Below are 16758 nucleotides of genomic sequence, written 5' to 3'. Positions count from 1 at the left end.
TTTATGATGTCAACTGAACTTGCAGAAACAAGGAGTCCATCTGCAGCGATGAGGAACCTGGAAGATATTTATGAGTTAAGCCCATTACAGCTGGATAACTTTAACCGCTACCTTACTTCTCAGGGGGATGGTTTGTTTCACGAGAATCTGATCTTTAACTTTGTTGGGGAAATCGACGACAGGATTTTTACTCAGTGCTGGAACGAAATATTGAAGCGTCATTCGATTTTACGAACAGCCTTTATTAATAAAGGTATTGGGAAGCCTATACAGGCTGTATTAAGGAAGGCCCTGTTTCCTATTCAAATACACGATTGGACAGGCATAAGTGAGGAAGAACAAGCACACAGGATGGAGGTGGTGATAGAGGCGGACCGGTTAATCCCATACTGCATGGAGGAAGCGCCATTAATGAGAGTAACGCTAATCCATCTTAATGATCGTAAGTTCCGTCTCTGGTGGCGTTTTCACCATATGATCATGGATGGATGGGCGTTTACGGTAGTATTGTTTGATTTCCTGCAGCTCTACAAGCAGTTAAGCAGTTCAGGGGAGGTAGCACTCATGCTTCCAGGATATCCATATAAGGACTACATTCGTTATCTTAAAAATAGGGATACTGCTGAGGAAAGTGCTTTCTGGCCCGAATATTTACAAGGATGCACGCATCAGCCTCCGCTGAGCCTGCTGAAGCCTCCAGCACCAGAAGCTCCTGTGAGTCAGATACGCCAAGGAAGGCTCGATTATCATATATATGAATTGTTTCAACCTTTACAAGAAGTGATCAAGGCGAGCAAAGTAACGATGAATGGTGTATTTCAAGGGATCTTCTCGTTATTAATAAGTCATCTGAGCGGTGGGGGAGCTGACGTTGTCACCGGACAGACAGTAGCAGACCGGCCGATGCTGCTTGAGAATGCTCAAGCACGCGTAGGTTTGTTCGTTAATACCTTGCCGATTCGTTGTCAAATTCGGAAGGAGGAGGGTTTCGTTGAGTGGGTCAGAGGAATTCAGACGTCTATGATGAATACGTTTCGCTTTGCTTCTTCTTCAGAGCAGGAGATTAAGCATTGGTGTGGTATGTCCGATGACCGGGACCTGTTCCATAGTGCTTTGGTATTTAAGAATATCCCGCTTGCTGATGATCCGTTTGTAGGTTTGCCCTTCCGGACGGATGATTACAATCTGGAGAGTCGCCCGCATTTCCCGCTTTCATTATTTGTGTGGCCGGAAGCTAAGCTTGAGCTTAAGCTAATTTATGATAATAGTCTTTACAGCAGCGAATCTGCTTGGAGTGTTCTGAACAATGTCAGAGCTGCGCTCGTGAAATTTATTGAACATCCTGACATCTCGGTCTCATCCATGATGGATTTCGATATTTAGCAAAAGGAGTAGAGATGATGCGAGTACGTACTAATAACGGCAGGCTCACGGTAACATCCAGCCCATTATTTGTTGCTCCAAAGCTTAATCCCCAGGCGACTTGTCGTATATTCTGTCTGCCCTATGCCGGAGGGATGGCCGAGATTTATTGTCCCTGGTTGAATGTTCTTCCGGAAGAGTTCGAATTGGTGGCAGTGCAATACCCGGGTCATGTCCCGGGAACTGGGGATGAACTGTATACCTGTCTAAATTCGCTTGCTGAAGAGATAGCGAATGAGATTAGCGCCTTCAGTGATAAGAAATATATTATATTTGGACATAGTATGGGTGCTCTCATAGCATATGAAGTAACCAGACGGTTAGCCGGGAAAAAAGTCAGACAACCGGAGCATTTATTTATTGCTGCCCGCACTCCGCCGCATCTTCCTGTAGTTGCCCCCATGATCCACAAAATGTCGGACAGCGAAATTATTCAGATTGCGAGGGCTTTCAATGCTCTACCCGAAGAGGTGCTTCAGAATGAAGATATCCTCCAAATGATTATTCCTACATTAAAAGCTGACTTCGAGATGATTGGGACATGGAAACATGATCACAATGCACCTCCGCTTAATATTCCGCTGTGTGCCTTTACGGGGGTGTTTGACAGTTTAGGGTTTCCAGAACAGATGAAAGAATGGAGCAACTATACCAGCAATTCATTCAGGATGATAACGATGCCGGAGAAACACTATTTTATTCTAAACCCCGCTGTTCAGGAAGACATTATTCGTATTATTCAAGATTGCATACGTTAGACAACAAGGCTGGAAGGAGGGAAGATATGAACACAAATGATAAAAAAATATTTATACTTGGGGAGGAGGCCATTCCTAAGGCACTGTTAAAGCTCTCCACACCAATGATATTGGGAATGCTGATAAATGCAATCTACAATGTAGTTAACGCTTTGTTTGTAGGGGGACTTGGAACAAGCCAAATGGGGGCCGTGTCTGTTGCCTTTCCGATCTCTATGCTCGTAGTGGGGGTGGGCTTGACCTTCGGGAGCGGGGCCGGATCTTATATTTCGCGTCTTCTTGGTGAAGGAAGACATGATCAGGCGAGCAGGACTGCATCTACCGCAGTATTAACTAGTATAGTAGCCGGCGGGTGCTTGATAGCGGTCATATTAGGTTTTCTGGAGCCTGTGCTTACTTTCCTGGGGGCAACGGATACTATTATGCCTTATGCGACGGCTTACGCTACCCTTTATATCGGAAGTTCGATGCTTAACGTATTTAATGTTACCATGAATAACATTGTGGCATCAGAAGGCGCTGCAAAATTTAGTATGATTGCAATGCTGCTTGGTGCAGGGTTGAATATTATACTGGACCCCATTTTTATATATGGTCTGAACTGGGGAATAAGAGGTGCAGCAATTGCCACAATGGTTGCCCAGGGAACCACTACCATCCTTTATTTATGGTACATTCTGAGCCGGAAAAGCTTCGTGAAGATTTCATTTCATAACTTCTCCCTGGATGGAGAAATCTACCGACAAATCTTGAAGGTTGGTGTTCCTACCTTTATTTTTCAGATCCTCACCAGTGTGTCCATAGGGTTGACTAACACGGCAGCAAGTCATTATGGAGATACAGCTGTGGCATCTATGGGCATCGTGACCCGGATTTATTCCATTTTTTCTTTTGTGGTATTTGGATTTACCAAAGGATTTCAGCCGCTTGCCGGATATAGTTATGGCGCTAAAAAGTATGACCGTCTGCAAGACACGATTCGAATTGGGATTAAATGGTCAAGCTGGTTTTGTGGAATAGGGGCGTTCATCCTAATTGTGTTCTCAAGGCCGATTATTGCTCTGTTCTCTAACGATCCAGATGTAATTCGAATAGGGAGTCAAGCTCTAATTGCAAACTGCTCGATGTTTATCTTCTTTGGGTTCCAAATGGTATACATCACCTTATTTCTGGCTATTGGAAAGGCGAAAGAAGGAGCCATGCTCAGCATGTGCAGGCAAGGCGTGTTCTTTATTCCGACCCTATTGATCTTGCCCCAATTTATGGGGCTGAACGGTGTCATTATTTCACAGGCTGTAGCTGATTTCCTGACAGTGCTCTTAACGGTGTCTTTTGCCTGGAAGATGAGAAAGAACGTTTCTGGGGTGGTAACAGGATAGTTGGTAATAGGATAATTAAAGAGAACCAGCCAGTCCTCCATTATTGGGGATTGGCTGGTTCTTTGTTTATTCAAATACCAAGGTCTCTTTAACCTTCATCTTGGCTGCCTTACGTGAGGAGAAGATACTAGACATGTAACCGACGAGAAGCAGAATAACAAACCAAATGATATTTGGCAATATGAACGAGAATAGGTCAACAGTCAACGGAGTTTTGATTGTAACGTTCCCGATGACTATGGAGCCTAGATATTCAATCGGAATCCCCAGAATCAATGTGATACTCCAACTGATCAGGGCGATGAAGATGCTCTCCGCGGTTATAATTCGTTTGATTTGTTTCGTGGTAGAGCCGATAGCCTTCATGATCCCGATTTCTTTGGTACGTTCGACTACTTGAATGCTCATCGTAGAGGTGAGTCCAATGGCCCCTACAATCACTACAATGATAGCGACGAATAGAAAGGTGTACATCGTCATCAGTGAATGTTTTTTGACGACCGTGTAGAAATTCGTCTTACTCTCGCTGGAGTAAGTGTTGATTCCTTCTTGTTCGAGTTTCTCCTCAATGAGGGAAAGGCCGCTGTCTTGTTTTACGAGTTCGGGTGATGTCATTATTTTAATATGATTATTCGTCTCAATAGCGGGGCTTAACTGGTCAAAGCCTTGCTTGTTGATGAACATCGTAGAGCCACCCAACTCTTTAACAATTCCCACAATGTGGAGTGAATGAATCTCTTCTCCGATCCTGACGTTAATCTCGTCTCCCATCTTTACCGAAGGCTCCGAGTCGAAGAATCTATATCCGATAACGACCTCATTGGTGTCGCCCTCCTTCAGCCAACGGCCCTCCATTACATCAGGAGTATAGGTTTTCGTATCGAAGGGAGGGGCTAAAAGGTGGTAACGGCTACTCATCCTTCCATCAGCATTAATCAGATTTACGCTGCCGCCTCCCCATAATTCATGATTCTTTATTTCTGGAATATTTTGCATTACCTGATCTAAGGTTCCGCTATCTACAGGGGCTTTGGTATTTATTTCATAATCATAACCGAGCTTATCCATCGACTGGTCTATTGTATAATTCAGGGAAATGATTGAGGTCACGACAGCTATAAAAAGTGCTCCCCCAAACGTTAACGTTACAATATTCAGATAAAAACGTCCTTTCCGCTTCACTGCATTTCGAATAGAGAGACGGATGGGTCTGGACAGAAACCTTATCCCTGTTGCCCACTTCATCATAGGTCCTTCTTTAATATAAGCATCATCGCTTGAATGGCTGTTCAGCGAATCTTTCACTGACATAGCGACCCCTTTTCGTATAGGAATGAAAGCTATTACCAGAGGGACGAATAATGCCAATAGAGCAAATAACAAGAGCAGGCTGTTAGGGATACTGGAGTTTGGAAGGTCCATATTACTGATTCTCATCAGAAACTTGGAAAAGCTCTGGCTGAGTACGGAAGAGAGTGGTAATGAAATCGCGATGTTGCCCGCAACCAGCAGCAGAATAATACATAAGTAGGCTGAAAATATGTTATTGGTCTTTGCGCCGATAGCCTTTAATATACCAATCTGCTTAACCTGTTGAGTCAGAATAGTTGAAAGCAGACTGGTAATAATCATGCAACCTAATACAAAGGCCAGGCCGCTAAATATCCGAATTATAAAAAGCACGGCATTGTACTCAGCCTTGTGGGGGCTTTGTCCAGGAGTAAGAGAAACCTCAATGTTACTCACGGCGTATCCCTTGTTAACAATCTCCTTCATGTAATCTCTGGTTGTGCTCAGAATATGCTCACGGTTATAAGGATGTTCGGACAAGGTGATATCTAATCGGTTGGGTGTGAGGCCAAGCTGGGCAAGAGTCTCAAATGACACATAAGCGTATACCGTTTGATGCATAGAGGCAGGGTGAACATGGATATCATTAACCGAGCCTACGACCTTCAACTCCTTGATGCTTGAATCCGGTAGGGTGAATACGATGTTTTCATTAATAGCTGTTTTGGCCACACCCAGCGCATCCCGCTCAATTAGTACTTCATTTAGACCCGGGTTGAAGGAGCCGTCAATACTGGAGATTTTATTGCTTTGAATATTCTTGAAATCTTTTATCCCGTATAAATAAAGGGTTTTCCATTTATCCTCCCCGATCTTGATGCGCAGCGGGTATACCGCCTTTTCTTCAACTTTACCAATGCCTTCAAAGTTCTTGGTCAATTGGATCAGGTTGTCTTCAACACGGTCTAACATAATATTTGCTGATGAAGGCTGGGTGGGTACGAATACATCCACTAGCTCCCGGTCTAGAATGAAATAGGTGAACAACATGATCCCAAAAGCTGAAGTGCCGACTAGCATGGCGAGCAACGACAGGATCGTTCGGAATTTATCCTTGGCTAAATCACGAAAAACTTTTAAAAGTAATAATTTCATATCGCTGCTTCCTCCAGCTGAATTGTTTTATCTTCTATGATAGCGCCGTCCTTCAGCAGAATTTTTCGGGAAGCCCCCTGAATCATTTCTCTTTCGTGTGTAACCATAATGATGGTCTTCCCCTCCTGCTGAAGTCGCCCAAAGAGCGTGTGAATAATTTCCGCATTTCTGGAGTCCAGATTACCTGTAGGTTCATCCGCTACAAGAATCTTCACATCGTTTGCGATGGCTCTGGCGATGGCTACGCGTTGCTGTTCCCCGCCTGAGAGAGCACTGGGTCTTTTATTGGCGTGATTGGCAAGCCCGACTTTATGGAGCAATTCAAGGGCGCGTTCTTTTCTAAGCTTAGGCGGGATTATATTGACCAGATCCATAGGGAGAAGGATATTCTCAATGACGGACAGTGTAGGGATCAGTTGAAAGAATTGAAATACAATGCCTATGTTCTGTCCCCGCCATTCAGCCATCTCGCTTTCATTTAAAGGATTGATGAGTTCTCCGTTTACCCGTACTTCTCCTCCGCTAGGTTTATCTACTCCAGTTAGAATATTGAGCAAGGTTGATTTTCCGCTTCCGGATCTCCCCATGATCAGGGTGAACTCTCCTTGAGGGATCTCCAGGGTAATATTCTTAAGTGCAGAATAGGAGCCGGCTTCAGTGCAATAGTTTTTCTCGACATTATTTAAGCTAATCATTCGTGTAACCTCCGTTTGGTTTGATTTGATTTGATCTCAGAGTTGCTGCTTCAAAAGCTTTAATATACGGCTACCGGAATATTCCCGTATTTTACGGATTTAGGAAGCTCCAGGATTTGGGTAACTGTACCTTTAGCCAGATCTACCCACACCTCTACAATCCCTTTTCGCTCACTGACTTGGGTGAGGATGTCCTTACCTTCTACATTTCCCCCGGATCGCATGGTTGCTTTGGTGAAAATAATCTTATACAGGTTGTGATCATAGTCTGCGGGAGACTTATGACCTGCTCTATATTTAACGCCATTCATTGGAATCTCGGCGGCAAACCAGGTGGTAGGCAGCACATAATTTAGCAGCTTGGCGGGATGGTCTTGCTGAATCCTTGTCTGGACCCGTTCATCCGAAAGGGCAGTCTCAAGGACCTGATCCAATATAGCTGTATCAGTGGTGTTGATGGAGATAGTAGCTGAATCGCTGCTGTATACCGCATAGAGGCTGTTGATTGTCAGTTTTTGAACTGCACTTACCAGCAGGATGCCAATAAGCAGAGCCGCCAGATAAGTGAGCAGAGGAAGGATGAACCTGCTTTGTCGGGTAGCCGTCCGCTGCCGTATGTTCATAGAGAAGGGGATTCTGAAGGGAAGGAACATACCCGTTCTGTTTCTATATTCGGAATAACTTGATCCGAACTTGGCTTCACATTCCCGTTCCTCTGCTCTTGCAAGCATGTAATAGACGAACAGCATGGTGATGAACATGATCAGCACGATATACCGGGGCCACAGAATCAGCAGTCCAAAGCTGCAAATGATGAATGAGGCATATTGCGGGTGTCGTATATGGTTGTAGATTCCTCCTGTGACGACTCCTTTTTTGGCTAATTTATAATAGTAAACGTGGACTGCGCCTACCAAAAAACCAATGAAGCCTAATAATGCCAGGATTCCGCCAATGATATTGTGTGCATTTACCAAGGATGATGAGGTCTCGCGGACCGCGTGCGGCAGGAAAAATTGAATTAGCCATGACAAAAGTGGGGATTGATTAAAAAAATTCAATGCAGGCTTATACACCGAATAGAAGTAAACCGCAAAGGGACTGGCCATATAAAAGAACTCAAAAGCCACCAGAAAGTAAAAAAGGAAGGACCCCCGGAACGTAAACTTTGCAGATTTAATGGATTGCATGTCTCACACTCCTTATCTTGTTACAGGAATCATGACATGCGAGTCTTAGAATTGGATTAGAGATTGAGTCTTGTAAGCGAACATTTCTTGAAAAAAGACACATTCTAGAAAATGGAAGTGTCTTTTTTGTACTTTTTAGAGCAAAACCCATAAATAGTGGTATTTTTCCCAATGAGGGGTTCCTTATGCCGAAGAGGGACAAGCACTATAATATGAAGGCGGTTACAAAAAACCGAGGATGAATATAAAAGGGGAGGCAAAGTATGAAAAGTATGAAGCGTGTTTTAGCGGGGCTCTCAACAGTACTCGTGATGTCATCTGCTCTGGCAGGATGCGGCGGGAACTCGGGTAATAGCTCGTCCGGCGCAGCTGCAACAACAGCTCCGGCATCGAATGCGGCAGAGGCAACCAAAGCTCCGGATGCGGGTAGCGGTGAGAAGGTAACGATCAATCTGTGGAGCTTCACCGACGAAATTCCAAACATGACTAAGAAGTATTTGGAAATTCATCCAGAGGCAAATGTGGAGTTCAAAACTACGATTGTTGCAACTACAGATGGCGCTTATCAGCCTGCGCTTGACCAGGCTCTAGCTGCCGGCGGCAAAGATGCGCCTGATATTTATGCTACTGAAGGCGCATTCGTACTCAAATATACACAAGGTGATGCATCCACTTTTGCAGCCAACTATGCGGACCTGGGCCTTACTGATCAAATGGTTAAGGATGCAGGCATCGCTCAATATTCTGTTGATATCGGCAGCAAAGAGGGTCAACTTAAGGGTCTCGGCTATCAGGCTACAGGCGGAGCCTTTATCTATCGTCGCTCGCTTGCCAAGGATGTGTTTGGAACTGATGATCCGGCCAAGATCAAGACAGAGGTTGGACCCGGCTGGGATAAATTCTTCAGTGCAGCAGAGAAGCTGAAAGCTAAAGGATATGCCGCAGTTTCCGGTGACGGCGATATCTGGCACGCGATCGAAAACAGCTCTGATAAAGGCTGGATTGTTGATGGCAAGCTGCATATTGATCCGAAGCGTGAAGAATTCCTTGATCTCTCCAAGAAGCTTAAAGACAATAACTACTATAACGATACGACAGATTGGCAAGAAGCCTGGTTCGCTGATATGAACGGCACTGGTGAAAAACCAGTCTTCGGTTTCTTCGGTCCTGCTTGGCTCATTAACTATACGTTAAGCGAACATGCCAAAGATACAAAGGGTGACTGGGCAGTTACTGAATCACCAACAGGATTCTTCTGGGGAGGCACTTGGTTGCTCGCTAACAAAGATGTAGTCAAGGACGAAGCCAAGAAAAAGGCTGTTGCAGACTTTATCAAGTGGGTAACACTCGACACTACTGAAACCGGACTCCAGTACTACTGGGCTAACGGAACGTTGAAAGATGGCGAGCAAGGCGCGAAGGACAGCGTTGCTTCCTCCGTTGTTATGGATAAGTCAAAAGGTGACTTGGAACTCGTAGGCGGACAGAACATTTTCGATATCTTTGTTCCGGCGAATGCCAACGCTTCCGGTAAGAACTTGACTGCATTCGACGAAACGATCAACAAGCTCTGGCGTGATCAAGTACGCGAATATACTGCAGGCAATAAGGCCCGTGATAAAGCAATCGAAACCTTCAAACAGCAAGTCAAAGATCAACTTAATATCGATAGCGAATAAAAATCAAACGAAGGGGCGGGGAGTCATCCCGCCCCTTCATATCAACTAAAGGGGTGAGAGCATGCGCCGCAAAGGTGTGAACTACTCTAAATTTGGCTATATTTTTACGTTTCCGTTTGTTTTGGCATTTCTGATCTTCTCACTCTATCCGATTTTGTACACCGCATTCATCGGGTTCACTGATTTGCAGGGATTAATACCAAAACCCATACATATTTTGGATAATCCTTTTCAGAATTTCAAAGATTTGATCCTTAGTAATGCCTCCTTCCGGAAATCTCTGATTAACACCGGGTTGCTCTGGTTCCTTAACTTCGTTCCCCAGATCCTTCTTGCACTCTTACTCACTGCATGGTTCACTAACCAGCGTCTTAAAATTAAGGGACAAGGCTTTTTCAAGGTTCTGCTGTACATGCCAAATGTTATTACTGCGGGTACAATCGCCTTGCTATTCAGCACTTTGTTTGGCTATCCGATGGGTCCGGTAAACAGCTTTTTTCAAATGATGGGCTGGTCCGACGCTCCAATCTTCTTCCTTCAGGATAAGACGGTAGCGCGGGGCATTGTGGCATTCATCCAGTTCTGGATGTGGTACGGAAACACCATGATCATCCTTATCGCAGGTGTTATGGGTATCAATCCTGCGCTCTTCGAGTCTGCGGCGATTGACGGTGCAAACGGAGTTCAGACGTTCTTCCGGATCACGCTGCCAAGTTTACGTACCATTCTGTTATTTACGCTGATTACATCGATGGTCGGTGGCTTGACTATGTTTGATATTCCGCAGCTCTTCCTTGCAGGCGGACCGGATGACTCTACGCTTACCACGTCCATGTTCATTTATGGGCAAGCCTTTAAAGGAAGCTATTTATACAACCGCGCTGCTGCTGCGAGTATGATTATGTTCTTGATTTCAGGGATATTGTCTGCATTTGTGTTCTATCTAATGCGTGACCGTGACGCGGCAAGACTCAAAAAAATCGAAAAAATGCATCGGAAATCCAACAAGAGCAGCCAAAAGGGGGGCGTAGTACATGGACAATAAACAAAAAGATGGAAATGTCACCCGGACGATCAATAAAACGATTATCTATATCGTTTGTATCAGCCTGGCGGTGCTCAGCATTTTACCGTTTTGGATCATGTTTGTAAACGCCACCCGCTCTTCAGCACAAATCCAAGGCGGTCTCTCACTATTGCCTTCATCCCATATGATGGACAACCTGCGGGTGCTGCTCGAAAAGAGCTTCGATCCGATTCAGGGGTTCATGAATTCATTTATTATTTCGGCTTCGGCCACTCTCCTGACTGTCTATTTCTCATCCCTTGCGGCGTACGGTTTAGTGACTTATAGCTGGAGGCTGCGCGGGGCATTCTTTACCTTTATTTTGTGTGTAATGATGATTCCCTCTCAGGCAAGTGCCATTGGTTTCTATCAGTTCATGTATAAAATACATTGGACCAACAGCTTCCTTCCGCTGATTCTTCCTGCAATTGCTGCGCCGGCGGTAGTGTTCTTTATGCGCCAGTATCTGCTGGCCACGCTATCTATAGAGATCGTGGAAGCAGCACGTGTGGACGGTTCGGGCGAGTTCAAAACCTTTAACCGCATTATCTTGCCGCTGATGGTTCCGGCAGTCGCGACGCAGGCAATCTTCGCCTTCGTGGGCAACTGGAACAACTTGTTCATGCCGTTAATCCTCCTTACTCAGAAGGAGAAGTATACGATGCCGATCATGGTCAGCTTGCTCCGAGGGGATATATACAAGACCTCATTCGGCTCGATTTATATGGGGCTGGCGCTGACCGCATTACCGCTGTTCGTAGTCTACTTCCTGCTGTCCCGTTATATTATCGCAGGTGTAGCACTGGGCGGAGTCAAAGAATAACCGGATCAGGATTGCTGTGAAGACAAACCATACTGCAGAGAAGGCCCATTCCGGTGGATCATTCTACTGCAGTTTTTTGTGTGCGGCCGGTTGAATGAACATCCGGCATCGGGTAAGGTTGAAGGATCAACGGATAGGGGGTAGCAGATTGAAAATCGGATTATTAATTATTGATCTGCAAGAGGTCCATGTGAGCGAGGTAGAGCAGAAGAAGATTGACCGCGCCTGTGAGTATATCAATTTTGTCTCGGGATTGCTGCGCGCCAAGGGGCATGCCGTCATTCATATTCAGGACATTGAGGGCATGGAGCCGGCGGAGGAAGCGAAGTTCGCGATCATCCCCGGAGTTGAGGTTCAGGAGACGGATTTCAACGTGAAGAAGGAATACTCGAATGCCTTTTGGAAGACGGATCTGGAAAAGCTTGTGCGGGAGCAGGAAATTGATCTGCTGATCCTCTCTGGATATGCTGCAGAGCATTGTGTTCTGTTCACCTATAATGGTGCTGCCGAGAGGGGAATTAAGGCGGTGCTGTTGCAGAATGGGATTCTAAGCCCGCACAAGGATGTAATTACGGCGGCTTACCGAGACCGGAATCTGATTTCGTATCCTGTGATTCAGGCCCTGGTGCAATCTTAGCTGGGAAGGAACGACGGATGATTGCGAAGATATGCTAGGAAGCTTGAGATGATGTGAGCAAAAACACCTCCGGCGCCGAATGGGCCTTGAGGTGTTTTTGGTATGCTGTGCTTGCGTGCAGTTATTTACCCTCAGTACGGGCTAACTCCGCATGCACGATAGGGGCCACCTTGGTGCCCAGCAGCTCAATGGCACGCAGGACCTCGCGGTGCGGCATGTAGCCGACATTCACATGCAGGAAGAACCGTGTCACGCCGAGATTCTTGCGCAGCAGGATGAGCTTCTCGGCCACGTATTCAGCATCGCCGACATAGAGGGCGCCGCGTAAGCTGCGGGCATCATCGAAGGCTGCGCGGTTATACGTGCCGCCCCAGCCGCGTTCGCGTCCGATGACATTCATCTGGGCTTGGGTAGACGGGTAGAACAAAGCCGCGGCCTGTTCATTAGTTTCACCTACGAAGCCATGGGAGTGTGTGGCAATCTGCAGCTTGTCGGGATTATGCCCCGCGCGTGCTGCGGCTTCCTTGTACAGGTTCACCAGCGGAGCGAACCGCTCCGGCATTCCGCCGATAATGGCGAAGGCAATTGGCAGACCCAATGTTCCGGCCCGCACGGCAGATTCGGGATTGCCGCCGCTGGCGATCCAGACCGGAAGCGGGTCCTGAACAGCGCGGGGATAGACCGGAAGATTGTGAATCGCCGGACGGTGCCCGCCGCGCCAGGTGACCTTCTCGGAGGCGCGGATCGCCAGCAGCAGCTCCAAATTCTCCTCGAACAATTCATCGTAATCCTCCAGACTGTAACCGAACAGCGGGAAGGACTCAGTGAACGAACCGCGTCCGGCCATAATCTCTGCCCGGCCGTTCGAGAGGCCGTCCAGCGTAGCGAAATCCTGGTAGACCCGCACCGGGTCATCTGAAGACAAGACGCTGACCGCACTGGTCAGTCTAATCCGCTTGGTAGTCGCTGCCGCTGCGGCGAGGATTACAGCCGGGGCACTCCCTGCATAATCCTTACGGTGATGCTCGCCTATTCCATATACGTCCAGGCCCACTTGGTCAGCGAGCACAATCTCCTCAACAGCTTCCCGCAGCCGTTCTGCATGGCTGATCGTCTGCCCTGTCACCGGGTCAGGTGTTGTCTCCAAAAACGTGCTTATCCCAATTTCCATGATTCTCTTATCCTCGGCCATAATGATCCGCCCCTTTCTTCATGTCATCATTCTACTATACTTTTTAATGTTTCTCAACTTTAGTAAGTGAGATGAGTAATATTTATTATTATATACGGAAGACTCCTTAATTAGCAGGACGCACCAATGTAATCGAAAAACCGATTACAATTGGACCGGATGCGGCGCGTAGGCAAAATGTAATCGAAAAACCGATTACAATTGGACCGGGTGCGGCGCGTAGGAAAAATGTAATCGAAAAACCGATTACAATTGGACCGGGTGCAGCGTGTAGGCGAAATGTAATCGAAAAACCGATTACATTAGGTAGGTACCTGCGGTCTGCGCATCTTCCTACGCCAAAGAGACCGGGTTGCCCCGGCCTCTTTGGCGGCCTGCTGTCGTCAGGATTTATCTTTCTTGACGGCAAGCTGTACAATCATAATAACAAGAACGAGCAGTGCGATGAGCTGGTCTGTACTCATGGTAGTCCGAACCTCCAATCCCGTAACAAGGATGGCTCTTCCGGACCTGCATCTCCTCTCCAAGAAGCTGCTTCGTTCCCCATAATCCAGCCTATGTATTCATACATACACTTAGTACTTAAGCATATAAATATTATTGCAGCAGACGCCAGCTGGGCGGGGTGGCAATGCTGCTGAACAGCCTAGTGCTACGCAGGTGAACCTTCCAGCTATTTTTATCTTGTACTTCGGATGAGGCTGCTTTAGTATATATAAATTGGCTTATATTTATATCTACTGTAAGGAGTGCATCGGGGAATGCTGCAGATCAAATGGGGGGCTGAATTATGGTTGTAATAGCCTGCCTGATTTTTGTTGTGACTTTAGTTTTTGTGATCTGGCAGCCGCGGAATTTATCGATTGGCTGGTCCGCCTGCGGCGGGGCGATTCTCGCGCTTGCGGCAGGAGTGGTCAGCTTCGGCGATGTTCGTGATGTGACGCTGATTGTATGGAATGCGACGCTTGCCTTCGTAGCGATTATTCTAATATCCTTAATTCTCGATCGTGTCGGCTTCTTCGAGTGGGCGGCGCTGCATATGGCGGCGGCGGCACGCGGCAACGGCACGCTGATGTTCATCTATGTGATCGTGCTGGGTGCAGTCGTGGCGATGCTGTTCGCCAATGATGGGGCAGCGCTGATTCTGACACCGATTGTGCTGGCGATGGTCCGGGCGCTGAATCTTGACGAGCGCAAAGTCTTTCCTTTTATTATCGCCAGCGGCTTCATTGCCGATACCACCTCGCTGCCGCTGACCGTCAGCAATCTGGTTAATATTGTATCCGCCGATTTCTTTGGTATCACCTTCATGCAGTATGCAGGACATATGTGGCTACCGACCTTGTTCTCGCTTGGAGCAAGCATTCTGGTCTTATATCTGTATTTCCGCCGCAGTATCCCGAAGGAGTATGACACCGCTGGCATGAAGCTTCCGGGCGATGCTATCAAGGACCAGCGGATGTTCCGGCTATCCTGGTTCGTACTCGCGCTTCTGGTAGGCGGATATTTCGTCAGTGAATTCCTGGACATTCCGGTATCCGTGGTAGCAGGAGTAATCGCAATCTGTTTCCTGCTGATGGCCCGCAGAAGTCCTTACGTGAAGACGATGGAAGTGGTCAAGGGAGCGCCTTGGGCGATTGTTTTCTTCTCCATTGGCATGTACGTGGTAGTGTATGGACTGCGTAATGCGGGACTGACGGATGTGCTCGCAGAAATGATCGGCGGAATTGCGAAGCACGGGCTGTTCGCAGCCACGATGGGGATGGGCTTCCTGGCCGCGCTGCTCTCCTCGGTGATGAATAATCTGCCGACGGTGCTGATCGGGGCGCTGGCCATTGATACCGCACATGCCGCGGGTCTGGTGAAGGAGGCTCTGATCTACGCCAATGTTATCGGTTCGGATCTGGGTCCGAAGATTACACCGATCGGTTCACTGGCCACCCTGCTGTGGCTGCATGTGCTGTCCGGCAAGGGTGTGAAGATCTCCTGGGGCACCTATTTCAAAATAGGCATTATCCTCACCGTTCCCACACTGTTGATCACGTTACTGGGTCTATATCTGGAGCTGAGGTGGCTCTGATCAGGAGCTGCATAAGCGAACAAGGGGCCACGACCCCATGTCACAATATACAAGGAGCGGTCCAGACCTTAGTCTGACCGCTCTTTTTTTACATTCTAAGCCAGATCATTCCTTCTTTCCGTGTTCCTGCTCCGGGTACTTCACAACAGGCCATTTCACCTTGCGCAGGGCGTTCATCAGCTCCGGACCGGCATGCAGATTGCTGCTGACCAGTTCCCTTGGCGTGAGCGCCATCCACTGGTTGAGGGAGACGTCGGCGAACCGGTCGCTGCGGAACATCTCCAGGAACCAGAGCGTCTCTGTGCCGGTATTCTGAACATAATGCCCCTGTGCAAAAGGCACATAGCCGACATCCCCAGCCCTGACATTGAAGGTGCGGGCATCGCCGTCCCCTCCGAAGACGGTCATTCGTCCTTGCCCGCTGAGGTAATACTGCCACTCGTCATTGTTCGGGTGCCAGTGCAGCTCCCGCATCGCCCCGGGCTCAATCTCTACCAGGGCTGCGGCGATATTCCGGGAGATGGGAAAATTGCTGGAGTCGACAATCCGCACACTGCCTCCCGGTGTCTTGAGCGGCGGCTGAGCCATCAGCCGGTGCTTGAAGCTCAGCGGAATCTCCCCGTAAGGCGATTCGATCCGCTGGCTTGCAATCGGGCCTGGCACCTGATCCTGATAGATATACACCTGCTCCTTGGGAAGATAGGCGAAAGCGGATTCAGGTACACCGAAGTTCGCGGACAGGACTTCGCGCGGCGTATGGGCGAACCAGTCGGAGATGGACAGGGTGTTCAGATCCGAGAAGCCTCCGTCGTCGAACACAAGCAGGAATTCACATCCCTCAGCCAGACCCTGAATGGAATGCGGGATGCCTGGAGGGAAATACCACAGATCGCCGGGACCGACATCGGCAATGAAGTTGCGGCCATTCTGGTCTACAGCTGTAATCCTTGCGCTGCCCAGCAGCATGTAGGACCATTCCGCCTGCTGATGCCAGTGCAGCTCACGTACACCGCCCGGCGTCAGACTCATATTTACGCCCGCAAGTGTAGTGGCCACCGGCAGCTCCCTGACCGTCACTTCACGGGACCAGCCGCCATGATTCAGCTGCATATGGGCGTCGGAGAATGAGAATTTCAGATTCGGGATCAGCCCGTTGTCCGTGACCGGAGGAACGAACATATCGGGATTCTCCCGGTCGCACATGACGTCACGAGGACCCAGGTCGATATTGCCTGCACCGTCACTGCGTATGGGCTGGGGAATGACGGGCTGGCCTGGAGAACGGGGATGCTCAGGATTCATCATATAGGCTCCTTTCTGGAACGCACAGCATTTCAAGAAAATATATGCGCAAATGTGATAATATTTGACTACCGGACAAAGATCCGCACG

13 protein-coding genes are annotated in these 16758 nt (G+C 47.9%); 8 read left to right on the top strand and 5 right to left on the bottom strand.

The window, feature by feature from the left end; translation table 11 throughout:
* Positions 1-3 precede the first annotated feature (3 nt).
* Genes MKZ07_RS19135 through MKZ07_RS19125 form a run of 3 tightly spaced genes read left to right on the top strand, consistent with a single transcriptional unit; the run spans position 4 to position 3559 of the window.
* Entirely contained in the window at positions 4-1383 is a 1380-nt protein-coding gene (locus tag MKZ07_RS19135; protein ID WP_036694873.1) for a condensation domain-containing protein, read from the top strand.
* Positions 1384-1397: 14 nt separating this feature from the next.
* Positions 1398-2180, top strand: coding sequence for a thioesterase II family protein (locus MKZ07_RS19130; protein ID WP_083678110.1), 783 nt, complete (start codon positions 1398-1400; stop codon positions 2178-2180).
* Between the two features lie 26 nt (positions 2181-2206).
* Positions 2207-3559 (top strand): MATE family efflux transporter, encoded by a 1353-nt coding sequence (locus MKZ07_RS19125; RefSeq protein WP_036694875.1) that lies wholly within the window; start codon positions 2207-2209, stop codon positions 3557-3559.
* Positions 3560-3625: 66 nt separating this feature from the next.
* On the opposite strand, the gene MKZ07_RS19120 is transcribed toward MKZ07_RS19125, so the two are convergent.
* The 3 genes from MKZ07_RS19120 to MKZ07_RS19110 are packed head-to-tail and all read right to left on the bottom strand — an operon-like array spanning position 3626 to position 7808.
* The gene (locus tag MKZ07_RS19120; protein ID WP_036694876.1) at positions 3626-6004 is read right to left on the bottom strand and encodes an ABC transporter permease; all 2379 of its coding nucleotides are present in this window, start codon (positions 6002-6004) and stop codon (positions 3626-3628) included.
* A complete protein-coding gene (locus MKZ07_RS19115) occupies positions 6001-6699 on the bottom strand; it encodes an ABC transporter ATP-binding protein (RefSeq protein WP_036694877.1) in 699 nt (232 codons plus the stop codon). The genes MKZ07_RS19120 and MKZ07_RS19115 overlap by 4 nt, the downstream gene beginning before the upstream one ends.
* A gap of 59 nt (positions 6700-6758) precedes the next feature.
* Positions 6759-7808 (bottom strand): methyltransferase family protein, encoded by a 1050-nt coding sequence (locus tag MKZ07_RS19110; RefSeq protein ID WP_235218422.1) that lies wholly within the window; start codon positions 7806-7808, stop codon positions 6759-6761.
* A gap of 344 nt (positions 7809-8152) precedes the next feature.
* On the opposite strand from MKZ07_RS19110, the gene MKZ07_RS19105 reads away from it, so the two are divergent.
* The 4 genes from MKZ07_RS19105 (at position 8153) to MKZ07_RS19090 (ending at position 12094) form a co-directional block, all read left to right on the top strand.
* On the top strand, positions 8153-9568 hold the full coding sequence (locus MKZ07_RS19105; protein ID WP_083678111.1) for an ABC transporter substrate-binding protein: 1416 nt from the start codon (positions 8153-8155) through the stop codon (positions 9566-9568).
* A gap of 61 nt (positions 9569-9629) precedes the next feature.
* Positions 9630-10613: a carbohydrate ABC transporter permease gene (locus MKZ07_RS19100; protein ID WP_036694878.1), complete on the top strand. Its 984-nt coding sequence runs from the start codon at positions 9630-9632 to the stop codon at positions 10611-10613.
* The gene (locus MKZ07_RS19095; protein ID WP_036694879.1) at positions 10603-11457 is read left to right on the top strand and encodes a carbohydrate ABC transporter permease; all 855 of its coding nucleotides are present in this window, start codon (positions 10603-10605) and stop codon (positions 11455-11457) included. The genes MKZ07_RS19100 and MKZ07_RS19095 overlap by 11 nt, the downstream gene beginning before the upstream one ends.
* Positions 11458-11605: 148 nt before the next feature.
* Positions 11606-12094 carry a cysteine hydrolase family protein gene (locus tag MKZ07_RS19090; RefSeq protein WP_341027153.1) on the top strand — a complete coding sequence of 163 codons (489 nt, stop codon included), beginning with the start codon at positions 11606-11608 and terminating at the stop codon, positions 12092-12094.
* Between the two features lie 121 nt (positions 12095-12215).
* On the opposite strand, the gene MKZ07_RS19085 is transcribed toward MKZ07_RS19090, so the two are convergent.
* A complete protein-coding gene (locus tag MKZ07_RS19085; RefSeq protein WP_036694939.1) occupies positions 12216-13265 on the bottom strand; it encodes an LLM class flavin-dependent oxidoreductase in 1050 nt (349 codons plus the stop codon).
* 811 nt (positions 13266-14076) lie between these two features.
* Here MKZ07_RS19085 and MKZ07_RS19080 point away from each other — a divergent pair.
* Positions 14077-15366, top strand: a complete 1290-nt coding sequence (locus MKZ07_RS19080) for an arsenic transporter (RefSeq protein WP_036694881.1) — start codon at positions 14077-14079, stop codon at positions 15364-15366.
* Between the two features lie 105 nt (positions 15367-15471).
* Here the strand turns inward: MKZ07_RS19080 and MKZ07_RS19075 are convergent, their stop codons facing one another.
* On the bottom strand, positions 15472-16668 hold the full coding sequence (locus MKZ07_RS19075; RefSeq protein WP_341028047.1) for an oxalate decarboxylase family bicupin: 1197 nt from the start codon (positions 16666-16668) through the stop codon (positions 15472-15474).
* Positions 16669-16758: the final 90 nt, after the last annotated feature.

Source organism: Paenibacillus sp. FSL P4-0338 (assembly GCF_038002365.1).
Lineage (GTDB): Bacteria > Bacillota > Bacilli > Paenibacillales > Paenibacillaceae > Paenibacillus_AQ.
This window is presented reverse-complemented; position numbering and strand designations above follow the sequence as displayed.